This window comes from Hydrogenimonas cancrithermarum (assembly GCF_030296055.1).
Lineage (GTDB): Bacteria > Campylobacterota > Campylobacteria > Campylobacterales > Hydrogenimonadaceae > Hydrogenimonas > Hydrogenimonas cancrithermarum.
Genome location: NZ_AP027370.1, coordinates 1,076,854 through 1,098,976, shown reverse-complemented (window position 1 = coordinate 1,098,976; position 22,123 = coordinate 1,076,854). Strand labels below are relative to the sequence as shown.

25 protein-coding genes are annotated in these 22,123 nt (G+C 51.6%); 19 read left to right on the top strand and 6 right to left on the bottom strand.

Going from position 1 to position 22,123, the window contains the following annotated elements; translation table 11 throughout:
- Positions 1-14 precede the first annotated feature (14 nt).
- Positions 15-584 (top strand): AmmeMemoRadiSam system protein A, encoded by a 570-nt coding sequence (gene amrA / locus QUD54_RS05610; RefSeq protein ID WP_286337971.1) that lies wholly within the window; start codon positions 15-17, stop codon positions 582-584.
- Positions 585-587: 3 nt separating this feature from the next.
- Here amrA and QUD54_RS05605 read toward each other — a convergent pair whose 3' ends face one another.
- The 5 genes from QUD54_RS05605 to QUD54_RS05585 are packed head-to-tail and all read right to left on the bottom strand — an operon-like array spanning position 588 to position 3,796.
- On the bottom strand, positions 588-857 hold the full coding sequence (locus QUD54_RS05605; RefSeq protein WP_286337970.1) for an EscU/YscU/HrcU family type III secretion system export apparatus switch protein: 270 nt from the start codon (positions 855-857) through the stop codon (positions 588-590).
- Positions 851-1,159, bottom strand: coding sequence for a cupin domain-containing protein (locus tag QUD54_RS05600; protein ID WP_286337969.1), 309 nt, complete (start codon positions 1,157-1,159; stop codon positions 851-853). The genes QUD54_RS05605 and QUD54_RS05600 overlap by 7 nt, the downstream gene beginning before the upstream one ends.
- A gap of 1 nt (position 1,160) precedes the next feature.
- Entirely contained in the window at positions 1,161-1,661 is a 501-nt protein-coding gene (gene thpR / locus QUD54_RS05595) for an RNA 2',3'-cyclic phosphodiesterase (RefSeq protein ID WP_286337968.1), read from the bottom strand.
- A complete protein-coding gene (gene ribE, locus QUD54_RS05590; protein WP_286337967.1) occupies positions 1,661-2,278 on the bottom strand; it encodes a riboflavin synthase in 618 nt (205 codons plus the stop codon). Before ribE ends, thpR begins: the two co-directional genes overlap by 1 nt.
- Before the next feature lie 9 nt (positions 2,279-2,287).
- A complete protein-coding gene (locus tag QUD54_RS05585) occupies positions 2,288-3,796 on the bottom strand; it encodes a hypothetical protein (protein WP_286337966.1) in 1,509 nt (502 codons plus the stop codon).
- Between the two features lie 265 nt (positions 3,797-4,061).
- On the opposite strand from QUD54_RS05585, the gene mnmG reads away from it, so the two are divergent.
- From mnmG to QUD54_RS05535, 10 genes are all read left to right on the top strand, one after another.
- Entirely contained in the window at positions 4,062-5,948 is a 1,887-nt protein-coding gene (mnmG, locus tag QUD54_RS05580) for a tRNA uridine-5-carboxymethylaminomethyl(34) synthesis enzyme MnmG (RefSeq protein ID WP_286337965.1), read from the top strand.
- Between the two features lie 329 nt (positions 5,949-6,277).
- Positions 6,278-7,153 carry a hypothetical protein gene (locus QUD54_RS05575; protein WP_286337964.1) on the top strand — a complete coding sequence of 292 codons (876 nt, stop codon included), beginning with the start codon at positions 6,278-6,280 and terminating at the stop codon, positions 7,151-7,153.
- Between the two features lie 69 nt (positions 7,154-7,222).
- Positions 7,223-7,747: a ubiquinol-cytochrome c reductase iron-sulfur subunit gene (gene petA / locus QUD54_RS05570; protein ID WP_286337963.1), complete on the top strand. Its 525-nt coding sequence runs from the start codon at positions 7,223-7,225 to the stop codon at positions 7,745-7,747.
- Positions 7,748-7,759: 12 nt separating this feature from the next.
- Positions 7,760-8,974 (top strand): cytochrome b, encoded by a 1,215-nt coding sequence (locus QUD54_RS05565; protein ID WP_286337962.1) that lies wholly within the window; start codon positions 7,760-7,762, stop codon positions 8,972-8,974.
- A gap of 10 nt (positions 8,975-8,984) precedes the next feature.
- A complete protein-coding gene (locus QUD54_RS05560) occupies positions 8,985-9,917 on the top strand; it encodes a c-type cytochrome (protein WP_286337961.1) in 933 nt (310 codons plus the stop codon).
- 119 nt (positions 9,918-10,036) lie between these two features.
- Positions 10,037-11,002 (top strand): GTP 3',8-cyclase MoaA, encoded by a 966-nt coding sequence (moaA, locus tag QUD54_RS05555; RefSeq protein WP_286337960.1) that lies wholly within the window; start codon positions 10,037-10,039, stop codon positions 11,000-11,002.
- A 25-nt stretch (positions 11,003-11,027) separates the two neighbouring features.
- Positions 11,028-11,510, top strand: coding sequence for a hypothetical protein (locus tag QUD54_RS05550; protein ID WP_286337959.1), 483 nt, complete (start codon positions 11,028-11,030; stop codon positions 11,508-11,510).
- Between the two features lie 60 nt (positions 11,511-11,570).
- Positions 11,571-12,326: a 7-carboxy-7-deazaguanine synthase QueE gene (locus QUD54_RS05545; RefSeq protein WP_286337958.1), complete on the top strand. Its 756-nt coding sequence runs from the start codon at positions 11,571-11,573 to the stop codon at positions 12,324-12,326.
- Positions 12,327-12,371: 45 nt separating this feature from the next.
- The gene (locus QUD54_RS05540; protein ID WP_286337957.1) at positions 12,372-12,953 is read left to right on the top strand and encodes a 6-pyruvoyl trahydropterin synthase family protein; all 582 of its coding nucleotides are present in this window, start codon (positions 12,372-12,374) and stop codon (positions 12,951-12,953) included.
- Positions 12,954-13,029: 76 nt separating this feature from the next.
- Entirely contained in the window at positions 13,030-13,593 is a 564-nt protein-coding gene (locus tag QUD54_RS05535; RefSeq protein ID WP_286337956.1) for a c-type cytochrome, read from the top strand.
- Here QUD54_RS05535 and QUD54_RS05530 read toward each other — a convergent pair.
- The gene (locus QUD54_RS05530) at positions 13,580-14,797 is read right to left on the bottom strand and encodes a molybdopterin molybdotransferase MoeA (protein WP_286337955.1); all 1,218 of its coding nucleotides are present in this window, start codon (positions 14,795-14,797) and stop codon (positions 13,580-13,582) included. The two genes, QUD54_RS05535 and QUD54_RS05530, sit on opposite strands and share 14 nt — an antisense overlap.
- 103 nt (positions 14,798-14,900) lie before the next feature.
- On the opposite strand from QUD54_RS05530, the gene QUD54_RS05525 reads away from it, so the two are divergent.
- Genes QUD54_RS05525 through QUD54_RS05490 form a run of 8 tightly spaced genes read left to right on the top strand, consistent with a single transcriptional unit; the run spans position 14,901 to position 22,112 of the window.
- Positions 14,901-15,311, top strand: coding sequence for a hypothetical protein (locus tag QUD54_RS05525; protein ID WP_286337954.1), 411 nt, complete (start codon positions 14,901-14,903; stop codon positions 15,309-15,311).
- An 11-nt stretch (positions 15,312-15,322) separates the two neighbouring features.
- A complete protein-coding gene (locus QUD54_RS05520; protein WP_286337953.1) occupies positions 15,323-15,994 on the top strand; it encodes a 16S rRNA (uracil(1498)-N(3))-methyltransferase in 672 nt (223 codons plus the stop codon).
- A 23-nt stretch (positions 15,995-16,017) separates the two neighbouring features.
- A complete protein-coding gene (locus QUD54_RS05515; protein WP_286337952.1) occupies positions 16,018-17,427 on the top strand; it encodes a hypothetical protein in 1,410 nt (469 codons plus the stop codon).
- Positions 17,424-17,915 (top strand): hypothetical protein, encoded by a 492-nt coding sequence (locus QUD54_RS05510; protein ID WP_286337951.1) that lies wholly within the window; start codon positions 17,424-17,426, stop codon positions 17,913-17,915. Before QUD54_RS05515 ends, QUD54_RS05510 begins: the two co-directional genes overlap by 4 nt.
- Complete coding sequence (locus QUD54_RS05505; RefSeq protein ID WP_286337950.1) at positions 17,899-18,369, top strand: hypothetical protein; 471 nt, start codon at positions 17,899-17,901, stop codon at positions 18,367-18,369. The genes QUD54_RS05510 and QUD54_RS05505 overlap by 17 nt, the downstream gene beginning before the upstream one ends.
- On the top strand, positions 18,348-19,868 hold the full coding sequence (locus tag QUD54_RS05500) for a secretin N-terminal domain-containing protein (protein WP_286337949.1): 1,521 nt from the start codon (positions 18,348-18,350) through the stop codon (positions 19,866-19,868). The genes QUD54_RS05505 and QUD54_RS05500 overlap by 22 nt, the downstream gene beginning before the upstream one ends.
- Positions 19,868-20,809: a tetratricopeptide repeat protein gene (locus tag QUD54_RS05495; protein WP_286337948.1), complete on the top strand. Its 942-nt coding sequence runs from the start codon at positions 19,868-19,870 to the stop codon at positions 20,807-20,809. The genes QUD54_RS05500 and QUD54_RS05495 overlap by 1 nt, the downstream gene beginning before the upstream one ends.
- A gap of 1 nt (position 20,810) precedes the next feature.
- Entirely contained in the window at positions 20,811-22,112 is a 1,302-nt protein-coding gene (locus tag QUD54_RS05490; RefSeq protein ID WP_286337947.1) for a putative Ig domain-containing protein, read from the top strand.
- Positions 22,113-22,123: the final 11 nt, after the last annotated feature.

Here is a 22,123-nt window from a genome sequence, read left to right as displayed (position 1 = left end):
ACAAGGAGGCTCATATGGGAGAGCTTTTACTTAAAATCGCGCGCCAATCGATTGCCGCGTCATTCGGCTTGACGCCGGAAGTGGACAAAGAGGCGTTGGTTGCTCAATTCCCGGAATTGGCGAAAGAGCAGGCTACGTTTGTGACATTGACGATCAACGGCAACCTTCGCGGCTGCATCGGATCGATCATTCCGCATCGCCGTCTGATAGACGATTTGGTCGCCAATGCCAAAGCGGCGGCGTTCGACGATCCACGCTTTTCTCCATTGACACCGGAAGAGTTCGAAAAGGTCGATATCGAAGTTTCCCTTCTAACGGTACCGCATTCGTTGGAGTATGACGATATCGATGATTTGCGTCGTAAAATCCGTCCCGGTGTCGATGGCGTGATTTTGCAGCTTGATGGCCGCCAAGCGACTTTCTTGCCGCAGGTGTGGGAAGAGCTGAACGATTTCGACCACTTTTTCGCCCACCTGTGTCTCAAAGCGGGGCTACCGCAAAACTGCCTGGCGTATCATCCGCAGATTTTCGTTTATCAGGTCGAAAAGTTCAAGGAGTGTGACAATTCCGGATGCGGTGCGTAAAATCTATTTGGAGAGTTCGGCGTTCTCTTCGCTTTCCAGAAGCCAGATAAAGACTTCCGCAACCGCCTGAAAGAGTTGCGGATCGATCTCCGTACCGACCTCTTGTTGTAGAAGCGCTTCCGCGAGGGCTTCGTTCTGAAAAAGTGGCACATCGAAGGCTTTCGCTTTTTCGAGAATCTTCTGTGCGATCTTCCCTCGGCCGGCCGCCACCACTTTGGGTGCGTTTTGTATGTCGGCATTGTATTTGAGTGCGGCCGCCTTGGGGGTCAGCACAGCGGCTCCTTTGAATGAATCGCGAGCCAGCGGGTTCCGTTTTTCGTTTTTGAAACTTTGTGCGGCGTATGGGCGGGAATATGAAGGAAATCTCCGGCTTTCAAAAGGATGGTTTTTCCGTTTATTTCCAACGCCGCTTCCCCTTCGATCAGAAGAACCGCTTCATCGTGAGGCTGCTTGTAGAGTTTCGGTTCAGGTGTATCGCTGCTGACGATCGTTTCGATCGTCACGTGTGCATTGCAAAGAAGCGTTTCGAAAAACTCTCCAACTTTCGGGATAGGGATACTCAGCAGATTTTTCATGTCAGAACGTCTCCAGGGGAATGTAGACAGGGCCGGAAGGGGTGAGCCGGCTTTCGACGAGACGGATCGTCGGTTCGATGGTCCCGAGCGGTTCACTCATCCATGGGCGCTCCAGATGTCTGAATCCGAACGAGCGAAAACGTTTTATACGGGCCAGTGTCACATGGGCGCGAAAGGGGCTTCGGACTCTTTCTCCGAGCAGCTCTTCGATACGGCGATAGATCGGAAGCAGCGCCTTCGTAGAAGTTTTGAGGTAGAAGATTTTCGGGTCCGGCTTGCCGAACATTCCAAACCCTTGAATGGCGAGGGGCCGTCTGCCGATGGTTTTGAGCGGCTGAAGGGCATCGACAATTTTTTCGGGTGACTCTCTTTCTCCGAGAAAGAACCATGTCATGTGCAGATGCTGGGGGGCGACCCATCTGCCTTCGAAGAAGGGTTGCAGATCACGGCGGATATCGTCGTAAAACTCAACCGTCGCGAAACTTCCGAGAAAGAGGCGCATCAGTAGAGTGCCTGGATCCGTTCGATGGTATCCCATCCGCTCCGCTTCGCCGTTTCCCGCTTTTCTAAAATGTTGGCGACATAGCGGGCGAAAAGGTCGGTTTCCACGTTGACGCGGGTACCGATGCGGTAGTTTCCAAAAAGTGTCTCTTTGAGTGTATGGGGAATGATCGTAAGCCGAAATCCATCGTCCGTCACTTCATTGACGGTCAGGCTTACACCATCGACCGTGACGGAGCCTTTTGGGATAACGTACTGAAGGAACTCTCCGGGAATGGTGATGAAAAAATCGGTGCCGTTGGTACGTTTTTGGATTCGCGTGACGGTGCCGACGGTATCGACATGCCCTTGAACGATGTGCCCCTCGAATCGCTCTCCCATCTGCATGGCAGGTTCGATATGGACCCTCCCTTTGAGATTTTCCATGGCGATGACTTTACGTGTTTCATCGGCCAGTTCGACACTGAACGTTCCCTCTCCGAGTTTTACGACCGTAAGGCAGGCACCGTTGACGGCGATGGAGTCTCCGATATTCGGACGGTAGGAAGCTTTGAGTGTCAAAACATTGTTCTCGTAAGAGACGACTTCGGCCATCTCCCGTATCAGTCCCGTAAACATGTTGCTCCCCTAATCGATATATTGTTTGAACTGTTCCAAAAGTTCCTGTTTGTGAACGCTTTTTGGAATAATGGCTGCGACATTATAGCGTTTGGCCTGAAGCAGGAGTTCCCGGCTGATCCGCTTGGCAAAAAAAGCCACTTCGATCTCGGGGACGATTTTTCTGGCATATTCGAGGAGAGCTTCGATATGGATGTTGCGCATATCGGGATTGATGATGAGAATATTGGGCTGGATGTTTTTGAGATCGGGCAGTGTCGCTTCGGGCCGTGTCGTCAGTGTCACTTTGATCTCTCTGTCGATCTCCCCCACAACCTCTCTGACCATGCCGAGAAATTCCGTGTCGTCGTCGATGCAGACGATCTTCTTTTTCGCCTGCTGTTCGAGATACTGAAGTAGATCCATAAGCTCTTTGTTCTGCCGGTTCAGTTTGGAGGCATCGAGTGTCTTGAGGTAGTATTTTAGATAGGTAATGGAGCTGAACTCGTCGGCAATCCCGGCCTGGACGAAAAAATTCTGAATCGGTTTGGAGCAGTTCGCTTTTTGCCAGATCAGTGCGTCGAATCGATAGGCCAGAACATCCTGTATCTTGCGAAGAAGGGAGTCATGGGTCTGGACGAACTCTTCGAACGAAGCTTTGAATCTTTCATAATGCATTTTGTAAAAGTTGTCCAGAAGATCGATATAGAGACGATTCTCTTCGTTCAGTTTCGCCACTTCGTGAATCGCATCGACCATCGTCCGCTTCAATATTTTAATTTCGTTGGAAAGGTAGATGTACTCATCGCTTTGCGAACCCAGTGCCGCGAGTTTTCCGCTCTTCTCCTTGATCTCGATCTCTCGTTTGGTGGCATTTTCGTTGAGATTGGCAATCTGGGTTTTGTTGAGCTCCAGTTTCGCACGCAACTCCTTGTAGCGTATCTGTTTGCTCAAAAAGACATCTTCATAGGCGTTCTGGAGATAGGAGGTTTTCGATTTGAAATTCTGATAGGCTTCATAGGCTTCCAGAAGCTCTATTCTGAGTTCGGTCAGAGCATGGTTTTCGAAACCGTGGTCAATCTCGATGAGATTGTTGTAGGCGGTCGTCAAAAAACGGTTCATCCGGATAAAATCGAGCTTTCGATTCTCTTTGATGAGCTCTTTGTTGTCTGAAATTCTCTTTTGGATATCGCTGAAATGGAGTTGAATGGCAGTGTCGACATCTACACTCGGCTCCAGCCCGTAATCCTCTTCCACCGGCTCCTCTTTCGATGTTTCGAGCGGTGTTTCGTCGTTTGTATGCGGCGCAAAGCGCTCCTCTACGGTGGGAGCAGGTGTCCGGGGCGGTGCATCTGCCGACGAGAGGAGAATGTTCTTCGCATCGATGCCTTCCGGATCGAAGGTGATGGTTTGACCGATCTGCGGGATGGTTTCGTATTCGTTCCATTCGTCGATTGTGAAGTTGTACTTTTTATGCTCGGGAGTGATGATCTTTCCGATACCGGTCTGATCGGAGTAGACGACGATTTTCCCCTGCAACGTTCCGCCTTTTGGTTTAGATTGATATTATCATATCTTTTTTAACCTCAAAAAGCTATAATCCCGCATTATTGTATGGTTGCCACCGAGCTGTGATGAAATGGGAACTGGCTGCTTGTTTTTCGGAGTTTCCTCCCGATATTTTTCAGAGATTTGGAAACGGTTCGCTTTTTTGGCAAACGCTCCGTTTCTCGAAAACCGCGACCGGTCCCGTTTCATCGGAGATATTCGTTGAAACGTATTTGAAATCGACAGGAATGGATGTATGAAATATGATGTAATCGTAGTCGGCGGAGGGCATGCAGGGATCGAGGCGTCGCTGGCGCCTGCACGCATGGGGCTCAAAACGTTGATGATCACGATATTGGCCGAACAGATCGGCGCGGCGAGCTGCAATCCAGCGATCGGCGGACTGGCGAAGGGGCACCTGGTCAAGGAGCTCGATGCGCTGGGCGGCGAGATGGGGCTTCTGACCGACAAGGCGGGACTGCAGTACCGCATTCTGAACGAAACCAAAGGGCCGGCCGTACGCGGAAGCCGTGCGCAGATCGACATGGATCGCTATCGTATCGAGGCGCGTACCGTCTGCCTCGGAACGGAGAATCTCGACATTCTGCAGGGGATGGTTGAAGAGCTGATCGTCGAAAACGGAGAAGTGGTCGGCGTGAAGACGGAGCTTGGCGAAACGTTCCATGGCGGGAAAGTGATTTTGACGACAGGGACTTTTCTTAACGGGGTCATTCATATCGGCGAGGTGACCCAGGAGGCGGGCCGGGCCGGAGAGTTCGCATCGACGGCGCTGGCGGAGAACCTGAAGCAGCTGGGGCTGAATGTCGGCCGGCTCAAAACGGGAACCTGCCCTCGTATCGACGGGTCGAGTATCGACTTTTCGAAGATGGAACCGCAGCCTGGCGACGAACCGCCGAAACCCTTCAGTTTCCGTACCGACCGTGCGTCGTTCCATCCAAAACAGCTGCCCTGTTTCATTGCCTATACGAACGAGCGGACCCATGCGCTGATCGAAGGCAACTTCCATCGTGCGCCGCTCTTTTCGGGACAGATCGAAGGCGTGGGGCCGCGCTATTGCCCGAGCATCGAAGACAAGATCAACCGCTTCCGGGACAAAGAACGGCACCACCTCTTTGTCGAACCGCAGACGCTGGAAGCGACGGAGTACTACATCAACGGCATGAGCACCTCGCTTCCGACCGATGTGCAGCTCGCGATGATCCGCTCCGTCAAGGGGATGGAGAATGCCAAGATCGTACGGTACGGCTACGCGATCGAGTATGACTATGTCGATCCGACGGAGCTGAAACATACGCTGGAGACGAAAAAGATAAAAGGGCTCTATCTGGCAGGGCAGATCAACGGTACCACAGGCTATGAGGAGGCGGCGGCACAGGGTCTGATGGCCGGTATCAACGCGGCACTGGCGACAGAGGGGAGTGAGCCCTTTGTACTGGGGCGCGACGAGGCGTACATCGGGGTTCTGATCGACGACCTGGTGACGAAAGGGACCAAAGAGCCTTACCGTATGTTTACGAGCCGAGCGGAATACCGCCTTATCCTGCGCGAGGACAATGCCGACCTGCGCCTGATGAAGTACGGCCACGCCTTCGGGCTGATCGATGAAGCGACCTATGCGAAAGTTCTCAGGAAGAAGCAGATGATCGACGAAGGGCTGAAGCTGATGGAAGAGCGCTTTTTGACACCGAGCAAAGAGGGGCTGAAGCTGCTCGAAGCGTTGGGGGTCGAAAAGATCACCGATAAGACGCCGTTGAAGCTGATTGTCGGCCGGGCCGATTTTACGATGGAGAAACTCGGAAAACTGATCCCGGAAGTGGCCGACTTTCCTGACGATGTCAAAGAACAGCTGCTGATTCACGCCAAATACGACAAATATATCCAGAAGCAGAAAGAGCAGATCGACAAGATGCACGAAATGCTCGAAGTGAAGATTCCCGAAGGGATGACGTTCGAACACATCTCCGGTCTCAGCAACGAAATCAAGGAGAAACTGGCCCGTTTCAAACCTCCGACGTTGCAGGCGGCGAGCCAGATCAGCGGTATGACACCGGCTGCGATCGATATTTTGCATATCTATATCAAGATGGCCGAGAGGAATGAAAAACTAAAAACTAAAAACTAAAAATGAGTCTGAACCGCTTCGCGGGGAATATTTCTCATTCACTGACGTTACGCACCCTATGCCACCATCTGCGGCTTTAGCGTCGTGGGAGTGCAAGGCACGGTGGTGAGGTGTAGCCGAAGCTACACCGATGCCGTCGTAACGCGGCAATCGTATGGCGATAACGCCGCCCCTATGGGGTCGAACGATAACGCACACACTGACTTCGTTGGAGAACTCCGAACGTAGCTACGGCTACGCCCGAAGTCCTCCGCCTTGCATTGCATCCGTTCTCGTTCGACAGATGGCGGCATAGGGTGCGTAACGTCAGTTATTAAAAAGGAATCCATTTGAAACTCTACTATTATATCAATACCGGTCACAGAATCGGACTCGACAGGCTTCGCCGAAGCGCACCGGTCATCAATGCATTGAGCGACATGGGCATCGAGGTATCGATGCTGACGAACGATTTTCGGGCCGGTGAATATGCCAAAGAGCAATTCGGTATCAGGAAATACGTGAGTGTCGATGTGGTCCGTAATATCGCCAATATCGCGACACCTGCCGATGCACTGGTGTTCGATTCCGAAGAGGAGAGTCGTGCGATGTGGGCGGATATGGCGACCTATTTTCGAAGTTTCATCCGTATCAGCGACAATCCGGACGATTTTGCGGAAGCCGGCGAGATTCTGATTTCGAGCATGAAATCCATCGGGGATGCGCCAAAGGCGGATATTGTCGATCCACGCTATTTCGAAGCGACCGATCACGGCGACGAGAGGATCTATTTCTGGGGTGACGACGATTACGACCAGGAACTTTTGAGAGTTGCCGACGCCTTTGAAGGGTTGGATATCACCCTGCTCGAGGGGTACTACTTCTTCATGCAGTACGGGAGCGAACTCGCCGGAAAATTCAAGAGCGTCGAAGATTCGGAAAACTATGATGAGGTCTTGATGCATGCGGGACGGTTCCTTTCGTCGTCACCGCAGAGTGTGCTCGAAGCGCTTGCAGCGGGTTCGAACCCTCTCTATCTTAAAAAAAGCGGCATTTCGGTTGCATGGGATGCGAAGATGGAGAGTCTTGGAATTCCCGTACTTTCTTCCTTCGACAAGGATGCGATAGAGCAAGCGCTCTCCGCAACATTGGTTTATCGAAAGAAAGTGCTACGAAAAGAAGCAGCTTCAGAAGTTGCGACCTATATTAAAGATAATCTCAGGTAATATTTATAAGAAATTAACCTTTTAAGCCCTATAATAAGCTGATTTAAAATCTCTACAAAAGGATCAGCTATGGCAGATAGCAGCCGACGCGACTTTATGGGTAAAGTCTTTGGCGGTTGGGCGGCTCTTGGTGGCCTTGGTGCGCTTTACGCGGCCAAGAAGACCTGGGACCCCCTTCCAAGCGTTAAAGCGGCAGGATTTACAAAAGTGGATCTTTCCGCTGCGGAACCCAACGTACTTAACGTTGAAAAATGGCGCGGAAAACCCATCTTTATCCTTAAGAAAACCCCGGAAATGGTGGCAAAACAAAGTGAAGAAGAGACAGCACGTGATGTTGTTGTTGGAAAGGATCACTTTCTTGTCTGTATCGGTCTTTGTACACACCTTGGATGTATTCCAGCCTATCGCCCCGATAGACATGATTTCAAATGTGCCTGCCATGGAGGGGAGTTCGATGTAAGTGGAATTAATACCCTTCCACCGCCACCAAGCCCGATGGTTATCCCTCCGTTCAAAATAGAAGGGACGACGATTGTTCTCGGTGAAGAGGGACCTGAGTATAAAAAGATGAAAGAAGCCGGCGTTATCGCCTAAAGGAGCAGATAAATGGCACATTTTGAAAAAGCACACAGTTTAGAAGAGTGGCTCGACCAGCGTCTTGCGATCAAGACACTGCGGCGTGTCTTGGCGGAGGAGTACTGGATTCCGAAAAACATCAACTTCCTTTGGGCGATGGGAATGGTCCTCGCCTTCACGTTCGGCATTTTGGTCGTTTCCGGAATTTTCCTTTTGATGTATTACCAGCCGAACGTCGATCTGGCGTTCGACAGCGTCAACTATACGATCATGCAGGAAGTGGAGTTCGGGTGGCTCTGGCGCCATATGCACGCGGTCGCGGCATCGGTCGTCTTTTTGATCATCTATATCCACATGTTTACCGGTATCTATTACGGTTCCTATAAAAAAGGGCGCGAGCTTATTTGGATTTCGGGCATGCTATTGTTTGTCAGCTTCTCTGCAGAGGCGTTCAGTGGCTATATGTTACCGTGGGGACAGATGAGCTACTGGGCCGGTATGGTTATCACCAACCTCTTCAGCCTCGGCTCTCTGGAGCTCAATGGCCTGGTCGAGTGGATTCGCGGTGACTATGTTCCGGGACAGGCATTCCTGACACGATTTTTTATGCTTCACGTCTTTTTGCTACCGCTTGTGATCATGGCGCTGATCGGTCTGCACTTCGGTACGCTGCGTATCCCGCATGTCAACAACCAAGACGGTGAAGAGATCGACTTTGATGAGGAAGCGAAAAAGTATCTTGCAGGTAAGACGAAAGAGGCGAAAGTTATCCGTTTCGCGAATGACTTCTTGAGTAAAGATATGTTTGTCGTCAGTATTTTTCTGATCTTCTACTTCTATCTTGTCTTCTGGCATTTCGATTTCGCTATGGACCCGATTAACTTCGATCCTGCTGACGGTCTGAAAACTCCGCCGCACATCTATCCTGAGTGGTACTTCCTCTGGAGTTACGAGATTCTGCGTCCGTTCCCGAAAGATCCGGGCCTTGTCGCATTCGGGTTTGCACAGGTTATCTTCTTCCTGCTTCCGTTCCTCGATAAGAGTCCGAACGTTGCACCGGCGAGTCGACGTGGTATATTTGCGGTATGGTTTTGGGTACTTTTACTTGATATGATCGTGTTGACAGTGATGGGTAAACTGCCTCCACAGGGCATTTATAGTACAATTGGTTTGGTTGCGGCAGTCGTGTTCATCGCTCTTTGGATACTTTTACCGTTTATTACCAAAAAAGAAAAAGCAGTGTGAGGGGGCTGAAATGAAAGAATTGAAAATTTTAGCGGTAGTCGTATTCTTTACACTGCTGACCTATTGGGGTGTCGAGCCATATGCGCACTCTGTCATGCATCCGCATGTCGAGAGTGAAAACTTTGCCTACAACGATCTGAAAGATACAGGCAAGAAAGGTGATGCGGCCAAAGGTGCCGAAACCTTTATGAATGCTGGATGTATTGGGTGCCATGGTGTCAAATCTCAAGGTATGCCCGCGCCAATGGATCCTATTGCAGCAGCACAAAGTTTTGGTGTCAATCCTCCGGATCTCAGTGAGGCTGGTGCGATTTTTGACGAAAAGTTTCTTTCAGCACTGATTAAAAATCCTGCGCACGCTCTGAAAGTTGAACACAAATTTACCGGCGGGCGACAACATCCTATGACAGCTTTCTACGGTCTTGGCGGGGATATCGATCAGGAAGTTGCAGATATCGTAGCTTATCTGAAATCGATCGCTCCGAAGGCTGAAGAAATTACGCCTAAAATGGCGTTTGAAACAGCGTGTGGACGTTGTCATGCCGTCCATTACGACAACTGGACGCAAATGGGTGAAAAGCCGAAGTTCAAGTATAAAAAAGACGAGCTTCTTTACGATGCGAAAGTACTCGACTATCAGGATCACCTGACCAAGTATATGGGTAAACTTCCGCCGGATCTTTCGATGTATATCCGCTCACGCGGCGAGCACTACATCAAGACATTCATGGAAAATCCACAGAACCTTCTTCCGGGTACCGCGATGCCGCGTGTCGGTGTAACGGCCGAAAGCGCCGAGAAAGTCCTCGAGTATCTGACGGAAGTCGGCGACAGCAAACATGCCGAGCGCGACAGTGTCGGGAAAAAAGTGATGATCTATCTCTTCATCTTCGCTTTCCTCGCCTACCTCTGGAAACAGAGCATCTGGAAAGAGCTTCACTAAGAACTCTTTTCCTCTTCTATAATCCGCGGAGCTTCGGCTTTGCGGATTCTTTCTACGATTAAACTTCTTTTTTAGTATTTGCAGTAAAATAAGAGTAAATTTCTCTTCAAAGAGTTGCAATGTTAATAGACGGACATGGCCGAACGGTCAATTATCTTAGAATCTCCGTGACGGAACGATGTAATTTCCGTTGCCAATACTGTATGCCGGAGAAACCGTTTTCATGGGTTCCGCGTGAGAATCTTCTCAGCTTCGAAGAGCTTTTCAGCTTTGTACGCGTCGCGATCGACGAAGGGGTCGACAAGATCCGTATCACGGGAGGCGAACCGCTTCTGCGTGAAGATCTCGATCGTTTTGTTCAAATGATTCACGACCATAAACCCGATATCGATCTGGCGCTTACGACCAACGGGTATCTCCTCGCTGACGTGGCGGAGCGGCTGAAAGAGGTGGGCCTCAAGCGAATCAACATCTCCATAGACTCGCTCAAACCCGAAGTTGCGGCAAAAATAGCCCAGAAAGATGTATTGGACAAAGTACTCGCAGGTGTTGAAAAAGCACTTGAAGTTGGCTTGAAAGTGAAAGTCAACATGGTTCCCCTGAAGGGAATCAACGACGACGAGATCGTCGATGTGATGGAGTACGCCAAAGCGCGTGGCATGACGATTCGTTATATCGAATATATGGAGAACGTTCATGCCAAGGTAGGGTTGAAAGGCTTGAGCGGCAAAGAGATTCTCGAAAGGGTGAAAGAGAAGTATGTCATAAAAAAAGTGGGTCGAGAGGGAAGCAGTCCCGCGTTCAACTACCTGACGGATGACGGTTACAAGTTCGGAGTCATCGATCCGCATAAACACGATTTTTGCGAAAGCTGTAACCGTATTCGTCTTACGGCCGAGGGATTTCTAATTCCTTGCCTCTATTTTGATGAAGCTATGAGTATCCGGGATGCCGTCAAAGCCGGTGACATAGAAGGAGCGAGCGAGGTGCTTCGTGAAGTACTTCGCAACAAGCCGGAGAAAAACCGATGGGATGAAGAGAACGGCGAAGAGTCGACCCGTGCATTTTACGAAACGGGTGGGTAAATCGCGTAAAGAAAAAGGCAACTGCTTGCCTTTTTTAGCGATTTACGAGCGTGCGGTCTGCAAACTTGCAGCCGCATGGTCCGGGTGGGCCAAAGGAAGAACGGCCAGGCTGAATCGTACGGCGATTTACGAGCGTGCGGTCTGCAAACTTGCAGCCGCATGGTCCGGGTGGGCCAAAGGAAGAACGGCCAGGCTGAATCGTACGGCGATTTACGAGCGTGCGGTCTGCAAACTTGCAGCCGCATGGTCCGGGTGGGCCAAAGGAAGAACGGCCAGGCTGAATCGTACGGCGATTTACGAGCGTGCGGTCTGCAAACTTGCAGCCGCATGGTCCGGGTGGGCCAAAGGAAGAACGGCCAGGCTGAATCGTACGGCGATTTACGAGCGTGCGGTCTGCAAACTTGCAGCCGCATGGTCCGGGTGGGCCAAAGGAAGAACGGCCAGGCTGAATCGTACGGCGATTTACGAGCGTGCGGTCTGCAAACTTGCAGCCGCATGGTCCGGATAGCCGGAAGTGAAATAAAAGGAAGTTTTCAAGATTGAAACAGATGAAAGCCAAGAGGCATCGATGATCTATCTGGTCGAACACTTTTTTTCCATTCAGGGAGAGGGGCGCTACAGCGGAGTGCCTTCCATATTTTTGCGTTTTGGCGGCTGCAATCTTCGATGTCGGGGCTTCGGGGCCTATGAGATCGGTGGGGAAAGGATTGCAGGATGCGACACGATACGCGCAGTACACACAAAGCGTTTCAAGCATATGTGGAAGAGCGTGGACGATGAGGGGGCATTGCAAAGCGTGGTCATGCAATATGTCGATAGAGTTGCATATCGCCCCGATATCATTCTGACCGGCGGAGAGCCGATGATCTATGCGGAAGATCCGATATTTTACGAAACGGTCGTATGGATGTTGGAACATGGGTTTCGCGTAACGATCGAAACCAATGCCACGCTGGCACCTCCGTTTGAAGCCTATCCTGCCTATCGTGACGTAACCTTCGCGATGGCGGTCAAGCTTTCCAATAGCGGCGAACCCAAAGCGAAGAGAGTGGTTCCCGGGATCATTCGGCGCCTGGCGGAGGAGGGGAACGACTCTTTTTTCAAGTTTACGCTCGACTCTACCTCGATAGAAAAGGAGGTCGAGCGGGAGATTCGCGAAATTTGCGAGCCGTTCGAGAATGAGATCTACTGTATGCCGCTGGGGGACAATGTGCGGCAACTGCAAGCGAACGCCCCGGTTGTGGCAGAGTTTTGCCTGCGGTCCGGCTATCGCTACAGCGACAGGCTGCATGTGCGATTGTGGAACAGAGAGGAGAAACGATGAGAATCTGTCGTTGGTCGTTGGACGTTGAACATTGGGGAGGGGCTCATGCTCATTCGTAAGCTTTACAAATTCGAGAACGCACACATTGTGCGGCAGTGTACATCGAGGCGCTGCAGTCGAAGCATTCACGGACACTCCTACAAGGTGGAGCTTCTCTTTACCGCACCCTCTCTCGATCGCGGACAGATGGTCTACGATTTCGGCCTCACGAAGGGAATGATCAAAGAGTTTATCGATGCGTTCGATCATGCTATAACGCTATGGAGCGGCGACGATCCGGCCTATCTCGCCGATATGAAAAAGTGGAGCGAGCGCTGGGTGGAGCTGCCCGTCAACCCCTCGGCGGAGCAGTTCGCCCGCACGATCTTCCTTCTCGTCGATAGAGTACTCCAGCAGACCGAGATGATCAACGGTGAATCGGATGTCATGCTCGAGGGTGTCATCGTCCATGAAACGGAAACCGGATACGCCAAAGCGAAGAGGGAGGATGCTTACAACTCCACGATGGGCCCCACCGAACTCGATAGAATTGTCTTCTCGGAACGGGTCAAGGCGGAGTGGTCCAACCCGGAGATGTTCGAGGAGCTGTTGGCCGGAAAGAGGTTTCTCAATCCGGATATCGTTTAACACCGGTGTTTAAAATCGATGAAGTCCTTTTTAAGCACGGGAGGACTAAGATGGCAGAAATTCAAGGAGTGAACGAATGAAACGAATTGCATTGTCGATGGCGGTTGCCGCAATGGTGATGATGAGCGGATGCGGAGAGAAAAAAAGTGACTCTGTGCAGCATGAGGCTGCACAACCTTCGGCCAAGGTCGAATCCGCGGCAGTAGCACCTGCTGTCAAACCGGCCGAGAAGAGAGAATCGGCGGCGTCGCCTGCGTCACAACCGGTTACCGAAAGTGCCACAGTGGCGAAAGAAGAGGCTGCGAAAAAAGTGGAAGCGATCTCCGAGAGTGTGAAGGCGGAGGCGCAAAAGGCACCCAAAGCGGTTGAGCCGAAAGCCGAAGAGACAGAGGTCAAAGTCGATGCGGCCGCATTGTTCACCAAGTGTGCCGGCTGCCATGGCCTCAAAGGCGAAAAACATGCGCTCGGCAAGAGCAACATTATCGCCGGGCAGTCCAAAGCCGACCTCGTCAAAAAGATGGAGGGGTATAAAAACGGCACCTACGGCGGCCCGATGAAAGGGTTGATGGCCGGCCAGGTCCGTTCACTCACCTCCGGTCAGATCGAGGCACTCGCCGGTTATATCGCTAAACTGAAGTAAAGAGTTCCACGGCGCTTTCGGCCGTCTGATTGCATCGCAGCGGAATCATCCGGACCCGCTGCCCTTTCTCGAGGCACTCTACCTTTGGTGTGACGATGATCAGACCGTCCGCCTCTTTGAGGGGACTGACCATGCCCGGTCCTTGTTTCTCCAGAATCTCGAATCCCTCTCCGTCAAATCTGCCCATCAGCACGCTGTACTTTCCCGGTTTGATCTTTTTGCTCTCAGCGCATAGGGTAACGATCGGTGCGATATAGGGTGCCTGCATGCCGTGAAGCCGGTTGATGATGGAGCGGGCGAAGATCTCGAAGTTGACGGCTGCGGCAGAGGGGTTCCCTGGAAGGTTGACGACCCACGTCTTTCCGATGCGTCCGACACTGGTCGGTTTTCCCGGTTTGATGTCCACCTTGCTGAAAAGTGTCTCCATGCCCAGTTCGGCGAACGCTTCTTTGGTAAAGTCGGCATCCCCTACGCTGACGCCGCCGCTGGTGATGATGAGATCGGCATCGAGTGCCGCAGCGATATGGGCTTTGATCGACTCCATCGTATCGGCAGTCGCTCCCGTAAATCTGGCATCGCATCCGAGCTCCAGAGATCTGGCGATGAACATCGGGGCGTTGGAGTTGTAGATCTGGTGCGCTTCGATCGGTTCGTAGTGCATTCGCAGTTCATGGCCGGTGGCGAAAACGGTAACGCGCGGTTTTTGGAAGACCCTCACATGGGTGATACCCTGACTGGCAAGCTGGGTGAGGGCGTATGCGGTAATCGTTTCGCCTGCCGAGAGAATGCGTTCGCCTTTCGTGATGTCTTCACCCTTTTTGCGAATATGTGCCCCCCGTTTTATCGTATCCGGAAGAGAGATGCCCTCGGCAGTTTCAATCGTGTTCTCGACCGGAATGACGGCATCCGCGCCTTTGGGCATCACGGCGCCCGTCATGATCTTCACTCCGTATCCGGGACGTACTTTTACGTCACTCTCATCACCGGCGAAAATGGTCGGTTGCGAAGCGATGATTCCCCCGGCATCCGCCATCGTGACCGCATACCCGTCCATCGCGGAGTTGTCGAACCGCGGCAAATCGAATCGTGCATGGAGGTGTTCGGCGCTGACGTATCCGACTGCCGATTCGATAGGCAGGATTTCGGTTCCCGCCGCTTTGACATTTGCATGAATGCGCTCCAGTGCTTCCGTGATCGAAACCATACCAATCCTTTTTAACCGCGTAACGGCAGTGTTTAAGAAGACCTTATATATCATCCGGAGAGTCAAGGTCTTTTTTTAAAGTGATTATAGTACAATCGAACTTATGGAAACTATGGAAAATATGATGATTCAGCTGCACATTTGGCCAGTGGTTGCGCTAGCTTTTCTGATCGCTCTCAATATCGTGGTGATTCTGATGCAAAAAGACGACCGCAAACTGAAAAAGTATCTGCGTATCCAGGCGACGGCATGGACAACGCTGATGAGTATGATTCTCTTTACCGGGGCTGCCGTGATGGCCTATCTGCACATCGGTTTTTCGGTCAAGATTATTTTGATGATCGTCGCGGCTGTCGCCCTTTCGTCGCTCGAGATACGCCGGCACTATCTGATAAAACGGTCGCGTCCCGGTAACGAATGTTTTTCGGATGCAAGAAAAAAAGTTCTACGCTACTACATCTTCCAGCTCCTCTGGATCCTGATGATCGGGGGCTTCGTGCCACAGCTGCCGTAAGGAGAAAGCCGATGCAGTTTCTTTACCATCCCGATGCCGGTTTGCCCGATATCACGATCGAAGGCGAAGCCTACCGCTACATCTTCAAAGTACGCCGCCATAATGAGGGCGAACGTATCGCCTTACGCAATCTGACGAATGAATATCTCTATTTCTATCGTATCGACAGGGTGACGAAAAAAGAGGCGGAGCTCGTTTTGGAGGAAAAGGAGGCGCGCATCGTCATGCCTCGCCGACGGCTGCATATCGGATGGTGCGTCGTCGATCCGAAAACGGTCGAAAAGAGTCTTCCGATGCTCAACGAAATGGGTGTTACGAAGATCTCTTTCGTCTACTGTGACCGAAGTCAGAAAAACTTCAAGCCGGACTTCGAACGCCTTCACCGCATTCTCGTCAACTCCTCTCAGCAGTGTGGCCGTAGCGAGATGATGTCGCTCGAGACGTTCGATTCGGCCGCTTCCTATCTTGAAGCCTATCCAAAGAGTGCGATACTCGATTTCGGAGGTGCGTCTTTGCAGTGTGAAACGCCGTTCGAATCGATTCTCATCGGAGCGGAAGGGGGATTTTGCGAAGAGGAGCGAAAACTTTTCGAAAATCGGCCGATTTATGGCATGGAAACACCGCTGGTTCTAAGAAGCGAAAGTGCCGCGATAGCGGTCGCATCTCTAACGTTGATGCGATAGAAGAGAGGAGTGACGGATTGGGAATGATGACATTGTCGCACCGAAGCGTCAGGGCCCTGACCGTCCTGCATATGAAAGAGGGGACTTTTTATGCAGGGAAGTTCAAGGCGGACGGAACGTGTATCGAAACGAAACGTTTCGCTTCGATACAAGACGCGGTGCAATATCTGAATACCCAGAAGAGCATCGGATTGGTCCTTCCATCGGAATCGAAGCTCGAGATCGACGTGACGCTCTCTTCGCTCGTCACTTCGGATGCGATGATTCGCCAACTGATCCGCCAGAGGCTGGATGAAGAGCACGCCGAGATCGCGAGCGATGTTTTCACGTTTACGCATCTCTCCACCGATACGGAGACGAAAGAGTCGGTTTACCGAGTGTTTCTCATCAACGACTCCCGTTTTTATGAAATTACGAAATCTTTGAAAAAACTCTATGCCGTCTCTTTTGTGACGTTCGAAGAGTATGCCTTCGCAAATTTCGTCCAGCGTGCCGTTGAGGGGAACGTTCTGGCCGTCTATACCGATGAGAACAAAGTGATCGTGCTTGCCCTCGCCGAGGGTGAAATCACTTTTCAACGAGTGATACCCATACGCGAAGAGAGGGATAGGGCACTTTCCGAAGTCGAAAAGACGATCCTCTATATTCAGCAGTATCAGCGGGAACGGGAGTATTCCCATCTGATACTCGCCGGCGGGGTGGCGGAGAGGGAAGAGGCCGCGCAAAGAGTCTTTATGCTTTCGGGGTTGCCGGTTTCGGCTGTCCTGATGCCTGCATCGGCAGGGTTTTCCGAAGAGGAGGAGCGATACGAACCTATTTTCCTTTTCGGCGTTCAGGGCCTGACAAAAGAGAAAAACTTTCTTCCACCTAAAATTCTGCGGGCCGGAGAGCTCTATGCCGGTCTCGGTATCGTGGCACTTGGTGCCGCCCTTTTTTTCCTTTATGCTTCATTCAATCTCGCTCTCTCGGCCCTCGATTTTCGAAGTTCCGTCGAAGCGTATGAGACGATTCAAAACAGACTGCAAAGAACGGTTCGGCAGGCCAAGACCTATCCGCTGCCGAAACTTCTTCACAGCAGGGATTATATCGGTACCTATATGGAAGTAATGAAACACCATCCGGTCGACGACTACTTCGCTTTGCACAGACTGATCGCACTGCTTCCGCCAAAAAAGAGCAGCTGGAAGCGGAATGGAACGGCGGGTGCCTATGCTACTTTCCTTTTCGAAAAGGATTTCAAGAATCTCTCCGATCTCTATCTTTTCGAAAAGTCGTTCGAACGGATAGCGGAGCGACTGAAAAAGGAGAATGAAAAGTTGCGTTTCATCTCCACGACCGATTACAAGATGGGGCGTTTTTCGATGAGAGTCGATTTGGGCGAGAAGGAGCGTAAGAGCGTCTCCGGCGTTGGCAGAAGAAGGAGGCATCGATGAGACGGTTCTGGGTGGCGCTTCTGCTTTTTTCGATGGGGGCTTTTTTCCTCCCACTTTCGACATGGCTCGATGGCAAACGTCTCGAACTGGAAAAGATCAATCGTCAACATTTGAGGGATATACAAGAGATCAAAGAGACACAGCGTATCAACGACTTTCTCGAACGTGAGGTCTTTCCTTATGTGGAAAAGATCAAATCTACAGGAGCGTACGATCTGCAGATGTTGCGATATTTCGATACCTATAGAGCACCTTTCGGCCTCGAACTGGAGAGATTCATCTATTTCGACGGAGAGAATGCCCAGATGGACTATCGGTTCGGAGTACCTCGTCGAGATAAAAAAAGGTTATACCGTCTCTTGAACCATACATTCGAAAACGGTATGATAGGTTTCTTTGCGTTCGATGTGGGCGAGGGGATGGTCGAAGGAGAGTTGCGCCTTTACCGACTCTTCGCGGAAAGGGACGGGAATGTATCTGCGCACTAAGGAGTGGACGCTGCTGGCCTCTCCCCTGGTACTGGCCTTGGCGATAGGGACGGTGAGTGAATATTTCGTCGGTTCTTTCGATGCATTCTTGCCGAAGTACCAGCTTTACAGAAACGTGGATTTCGAGCAGAAGATCAAGGTCTATACGGAAATCGCCAAAAAGAGAAAGGCGTTCGATGAAATCTACAAAAAGGTGAAATCGCGACCCGGAAAATCGAAATGGTTGGTCGAACGCTATCTCTATCGGCCGAAAGCGTCGAGGCACCGGCCCTCGGCGAAAAATCGTACGCTTACGTTGCAGATGGTTATTCCCGGGAGTGGATATGTGATCATCGATGATCGCATTTATAAAATCGGCGAAAAGGTCGATGGTTACACGATTGCGAAAATTACGAACGATAGTGTCAAACTAAAAAAAGGGAATGTTGTCAAATGGTTGGAATTGTTCAAATAGTATTAATATTTCTTCTTTTTGCAGGATGTAGTCAGCAGCAGCGAAAGATTACGACACCGGATTACGGGACGCAGGCCGTAAAAAAGGAGATCGCGGCGGCGAACGAAAGACCCGTTTCGTCTCCGCCGCCACCGCTCGTTCTGCCACCCGTGTACCAGCCTCTGGACCCACTGGCCGATCGGACTGTTTCGTTCACGGGTGAAGGCGTGGCACTCTCCAAACTTCTTTATGCCATCAGCAAAAGTGTGGGATTGAATCTCGTCATCGACAAGGACGTTCCCGCCGGAATGCCGGTGACGCTGACACTAAGAAACGCTTCTTTGAAAGAGGCGCTCGGTGTGGTGATGGATATCTCCGGCTGCTACTACGAGCTTAAGGGGTCGATCCTTCATGTCAAAAGGATGGTGACGAAAACCTTTATCGTTCCGTATGTCCATATGCAGACCTCTTCCGTGACGGAACTCGGAGGGGACATTCTCGGCTCCGCACAGACAGGCTCTTCTTCATCCTCTTCGGGCGGTTCTGGAGGGGGCTCCGGACAAACCGCAGTTTCCGGCAAGCGTACGTTGAAGTACAGCAATCCGGAAGAGGCCAACGATTTTTACGCGCAACTCGAGGAGAATGTACAAAAGACATTGAGCGAAGAGGGGCGTTACACGCTGAACCGTTATAGCGGGGTGTTGACGGTACATGACACCAAAAAGAGGGTGGAGGAGGTCGAGTCGCTCGTCAAATCGGTCATGGACCGAACAGGTAAACAGATTCTCATCGAAGCGAAGATCCTCGAAGTGGTTCTGAACCATAATCATCAGTATGGTGTCGAATGGCAAAGGGTCTTTGACAATCTCGCGAACAACGGGAAACTGACCTTTTCCCAATCACTCGGCCTTCAGGGGGCCGTCGCCGGAGCGATCCAGTATACCAGCGACAACTGGAACGTGATTCTCTCAGTCCTTCACAACGCCGGCGATGTCGAAACCCTCTCGAACCCCAGAATCAAGGTACTCAACGGTCAATCGGCACTTCTTTCTTCCGGAAAACTGGTGCCTTTTTGGGAGAAGGAGGTCGAGTATACCGCCGTTTCGAGTGGAGGGTCCAACACGGTCGCGGTTCCCCAGATCACCTATAACAGACGTGATGTTCTCGACGGTATCGCAATCGGAGTGACGCCTGTCATCATGACCGACGGCCGTATCATGCTCAATATCGTTCCGATCAACTCTTCGATAGAGGATATCGTCGAGTACAAGGATGAAGCGGGCAATACGGTGGCGACGGCTCCGATTATCAATATGAAAGAGGCGGGCACGACGGTTTTCTCGAACGACAACGAAATCGTCGTCATCGGGGGGCTTATCAACACGACCGAGAAAAATATCGTCGAGGGTGTCCCTTTTCTCGATGAAATCCCCGGAGTCGGAGCCCTTTTCAGAAACGAGCAGAAGAGTCTCGAAAAGCGCGAAATGGTCATACTCCTGAAAATAAACGTGGTTAGATAATGGGAAAATATATCGCTCTGCTCTCGGTTTTTTTTCTGTTGTTGCAGGCAGAAGAGCATACGATTTCGCTAAGTAAAACCCAAAAATTCTATACGATACAGCTTTTCAGTGTCAAAAAGGAGTCGAAGGCCGAAGAGCTGGTCCGAAAACTGCCCGAACCATTCGTCGAAGATACGAGAATCATCAAGCTCGGCGGCTACTATGTGGGAGAGTATGGAAGAGCCGCCACCCCAAAGAGTTTCGAAAAGATACTTTCCATGATTCGGAAAAACTATTTTCACGATGCGTTCGTCAAGTCGAAACCGATGAGAAAGATGAAAGAATCCGAAGCGGTTCCGGTAGAGGAGAAGAGGCCGGGAGACGGGAAGGTCCCTTTTTCGCTTGACAGAGGGAAAAAGATGGTGCTGGCGGCAGAAGCCGACAGGGCGTTCGAGGAGGGAGATATCCCGCAGGCCGTCAGAATTTACGAACTTCTGGTCAACGGGGCGGAGCCGGAAAACAGAAGGGCGTTGTCGAACCTTTTATATCTCTATGGCTTGCAGGGGAACTGGGTGAGTGCCAGGGAACTGATGAAAAAGCGGCACGGTCTCGATGCACTGGTCTATGCGTATGCACTGGGAGCGATGCATGGTTTCCGCAGGAACGAGATCGAGCATATCACCCCTTTCGCCAGACTCGACAGAAGTGGCCGGCTCATGCTTCTTCTCGGTGCATTTTACGAAAGAGAAGGAGAGATGCAGAAAGCGTTTCGGTGGTACTCGGCAGGATATGCGGCCAATCCCGGCGATCCCTATGTCGCGTATGCCTACGCCAGAATTTTGGATATGCAGAACCGTAAAAAAGAGGCCGCAAAGATCTATGCGCGTATCGTGCAGATGCCGTTCGCCCAAAAAGATCTGCAGGCGTATGCGCTGCGAAGATTGCAGCAGATAGGAGAGTGAGATGGGAAGAAGAGCCTTTACGCTGATCGAATTGGCGATTGTCCTTATCATTATCGGCCTGTTGGTCGGCGGTGGATTCAAAACGATGCAGATTTTGAGCAAACGGGCGAAAGTGACCGAGACGAAACAGACTCTCGCAGCGGCGAAAGAGGCGGTTACGGGTTTTGCCCAGACGCACGGCTATCTTCCGAATGGAGCCGAGTTTTCCTCTTTGGTAAAGCAGAACAGAGACAGCTGGGACAAACCGCTTTTGTACACTGCCGATTCGGCATTGATGAACGATGACGTCTGCTACTACCGTACGACGCAGCTCAGGATCGGGGGTGACGAAAATGTCAGCGATGTGGCGTTCGTCATTGTCAGCGGTGGCGGCAACTACAATATGCAGACGGCACGCAGCGGCAGCGAAGTCAAAATTTACAAACAGGGCAAACCGAACGTCGACGACAACCAGACGGCACAGGGCGATTCGGTTTCGAGATTGGAGCCTTACGACGATTTGGCCGAATGGATGACGCTGCAGCAACTTCGTATCGCAATGGGGTGTAAAAGCGGACAGATAGAGATCATTACGCCCGAACTTCCGAAAGCATATGAAAATCACGGATATCAAGCATCGCTTTCATTTGCGGGGGGCGTGCCCTACCCCGACGGAGGCGACAGCGATACGGAAGAGGATGCCGAGTGGTGTTGGGAGGGCTCTCTTCCTCCCGGGATTTCGGTCTCGTGCAATGGGACTTTGGCAGTGAGTTCCTCCTGTTTGCAAAGTGACGGAACGAAAAACGGTGCGGCTACCTGGGGGCAGTGCACCAGACCGATTCTGTCGGGTTCGACCGGTTCGAGTACGCAGAACATCTTTACCGCGCGGTTCTATCTGCACGACAGCAACGACAATATCGCCAGAAAAGAGTATTCGGTCGTCGTGGAACCCGATTATCCAGAAATCGCCAATACCGAATTGCCGAGAGCAACGGAGGGGATACCTTATACGGCACAGCTGGCGGCGACCGGCGGTGACGGAAACTACTCCATTTCGCTGACCGGAAACTTGCCCAGAGGGCTCTCTTTCAGTGGCGATAACGACAATAATATTTCCGGTACGCCAAACGCCGGTACCGCCGGAAGCTATCCGCTGACGTTCCAGGTTGTCGACGGGACGGGGCGCAGCGCGAAACGCACGCTCGTATTGACCGTCGACAGCGGCAGCGGCGGCGGTTCCGGAGGAAATGGCGGAGGAAATGGCGGTGGAAACGGCGGAGGCGGCAACGGCGGCGGATGGCCCTGGCCCTGGCCGCGGCCGTAAATGCGATGGAG

Excerpts from the sequence above, each read along its gene's own strand:
- amrA (WP_286337971.1), top strand. The coding sequence starts at position 15 with ATGGGAGAGCTTTTACTTAAAATCGCGCGCCAATCGATTGCCGCGTCA.
- QUD54_RS05600 (WP_286337969.1), bottom strand. The coding sequence starts at position 1,159 with ATGAAAAATCTGCTGAGTATCCCTATCCCGAAAGTTGGAGAGTTTTTC.
- thpR (WP_286337968.1), bottom strand. The coding sequence starts at position 1,661 with ATGCGCCTCTTTCTCGGAAGTTTCGCGACGGTTGAGTTTTACGACGAT.
- ribE (WP_286337967.1), bottom strand. The coding sequence starts at position 2,278 with ATGTTTACGGGACTGATACGGGAGATGGCCGAAGTCGTCTCTTACGAG.
- mnmG (WP_286337965.1), top strand. The coding sequence starts at position 4,062 with ATGAAATATGATGTAATCGTAGTCGGCGGAGGGCATGCAGGGATCGAG.
- petA (WP_286337963.1), top strand. The coding sequence starts at position 7,223 with ATGGCAGATAGCAGCCGACGCGACTTTATGGGTAAAGTCTTTGGCGGT.
- QUD54_RS05565 (WP_286337962.1), top strand. The coding sequence starts at position 7,760 with ATGGCACATTTTGAAAAAGCACACAGTTTAGAAGAGTGGCTCGACCAG.
- QUD54_RS05560 (WP_286337961.1), top strand. The coding sequence starts at position 8,985 with ATGAAAGAATTGAAAATTTTAGCGGTAGTCGTATTCTTTACACTGCTG.
- moaA (WP_286337960.1), top strand. The coding sequence starts at position 10,037 with ATGTTAATAGACGGACATGGCCGAACGGTCAATTATCTTAGAATCTCC.
- QUD54_RS05545 (WP_286337958.1), top strand. The coding sequence starts at position 11,571 with ATGATCTATCTGGTCGAACACTTTTTTTCCATTCAGGGAGAGGGGCGC.
- QUD54_RS05540 (WP_286337957.1), top strand. The coding sequence starts at position 12,372 with ATGCTCATTCGTAAGCTTTACAAATTCGAGAACGCACACATTGTGCGG.
- QUD54_RS05535 (WP_286337956.1), top strand. The coding sequence starts at position 13,030 with ATGAAACGAATTGCATTGTCGATGGCGGTTGCCGCAATGGTGATGATG.
- QUD54_RS05530 (WP_286337955.1), bottom strand. The coding sequence starts at position 14,797 with ATGGTTTCGATCACGGAAGCACTGGAGCGCATTCATGCAAATGTCAAA.
- QUD54_RS05525 (WP_286337954.1), top strand. The coding sequence starts at position 14,901 with ATGGAAACTATGGAAAATATGATGATTCAGCTGCACATTTGGCCAGTG.
- QUD54_RS05520 (WP_286337953.1), top strand. The coding sequence starts at position 15,323 with ATGCAGTTTCTTTACCATCCCGATGCCGGTTTGCCCGATATCACGATC.
- QUD54_RS05515 (WP_286337952.1), top strand. The coding sequence starts at position 16,018 with ATGATGACATTGTCGCACCGAAGCGTCAGGGCCCTGACCGTCCTGCAT.
- QUD54_RS05510 (WP_286337951.1), top strand. The coding sequence starts at position 17,424 with ATGAGACGGTTCTGGGTGGCGCTTCTGCTTTTTTCGATGGGGGCTTTT.
- QUD54_RS05505 (WP_286337950.1), top strand. The coding sequence starts at position 17,899 with ATGTATCTGCGCACTAAGGAGTGGACGCTGCTGGCCTCTCCCCTGGTA.
- QUD54_RS05500 (WP_286337949.1), top strand. The coding sequence starts at position 18,348 with ATGGTTGGAATTGTTCAAATAGTATTAATATTTCTTCTTTTTGCAGGA.
- QUD54_RS05495 (WP_286337948.1), top strand. The coding sequence starts at position 19,868 with ATGGGAAAATATATCGCTCTGCTCTCGGTTTTTTTTCTGTTGTTGCAG.
- QUD54_RS05490 (WP_286337947.1), top strand. The coding sequence starts at position 20,811 with ATGGGAAGAAGAGCCTTTACGCTGATCGAATTGGCGATTGTCCTTATC.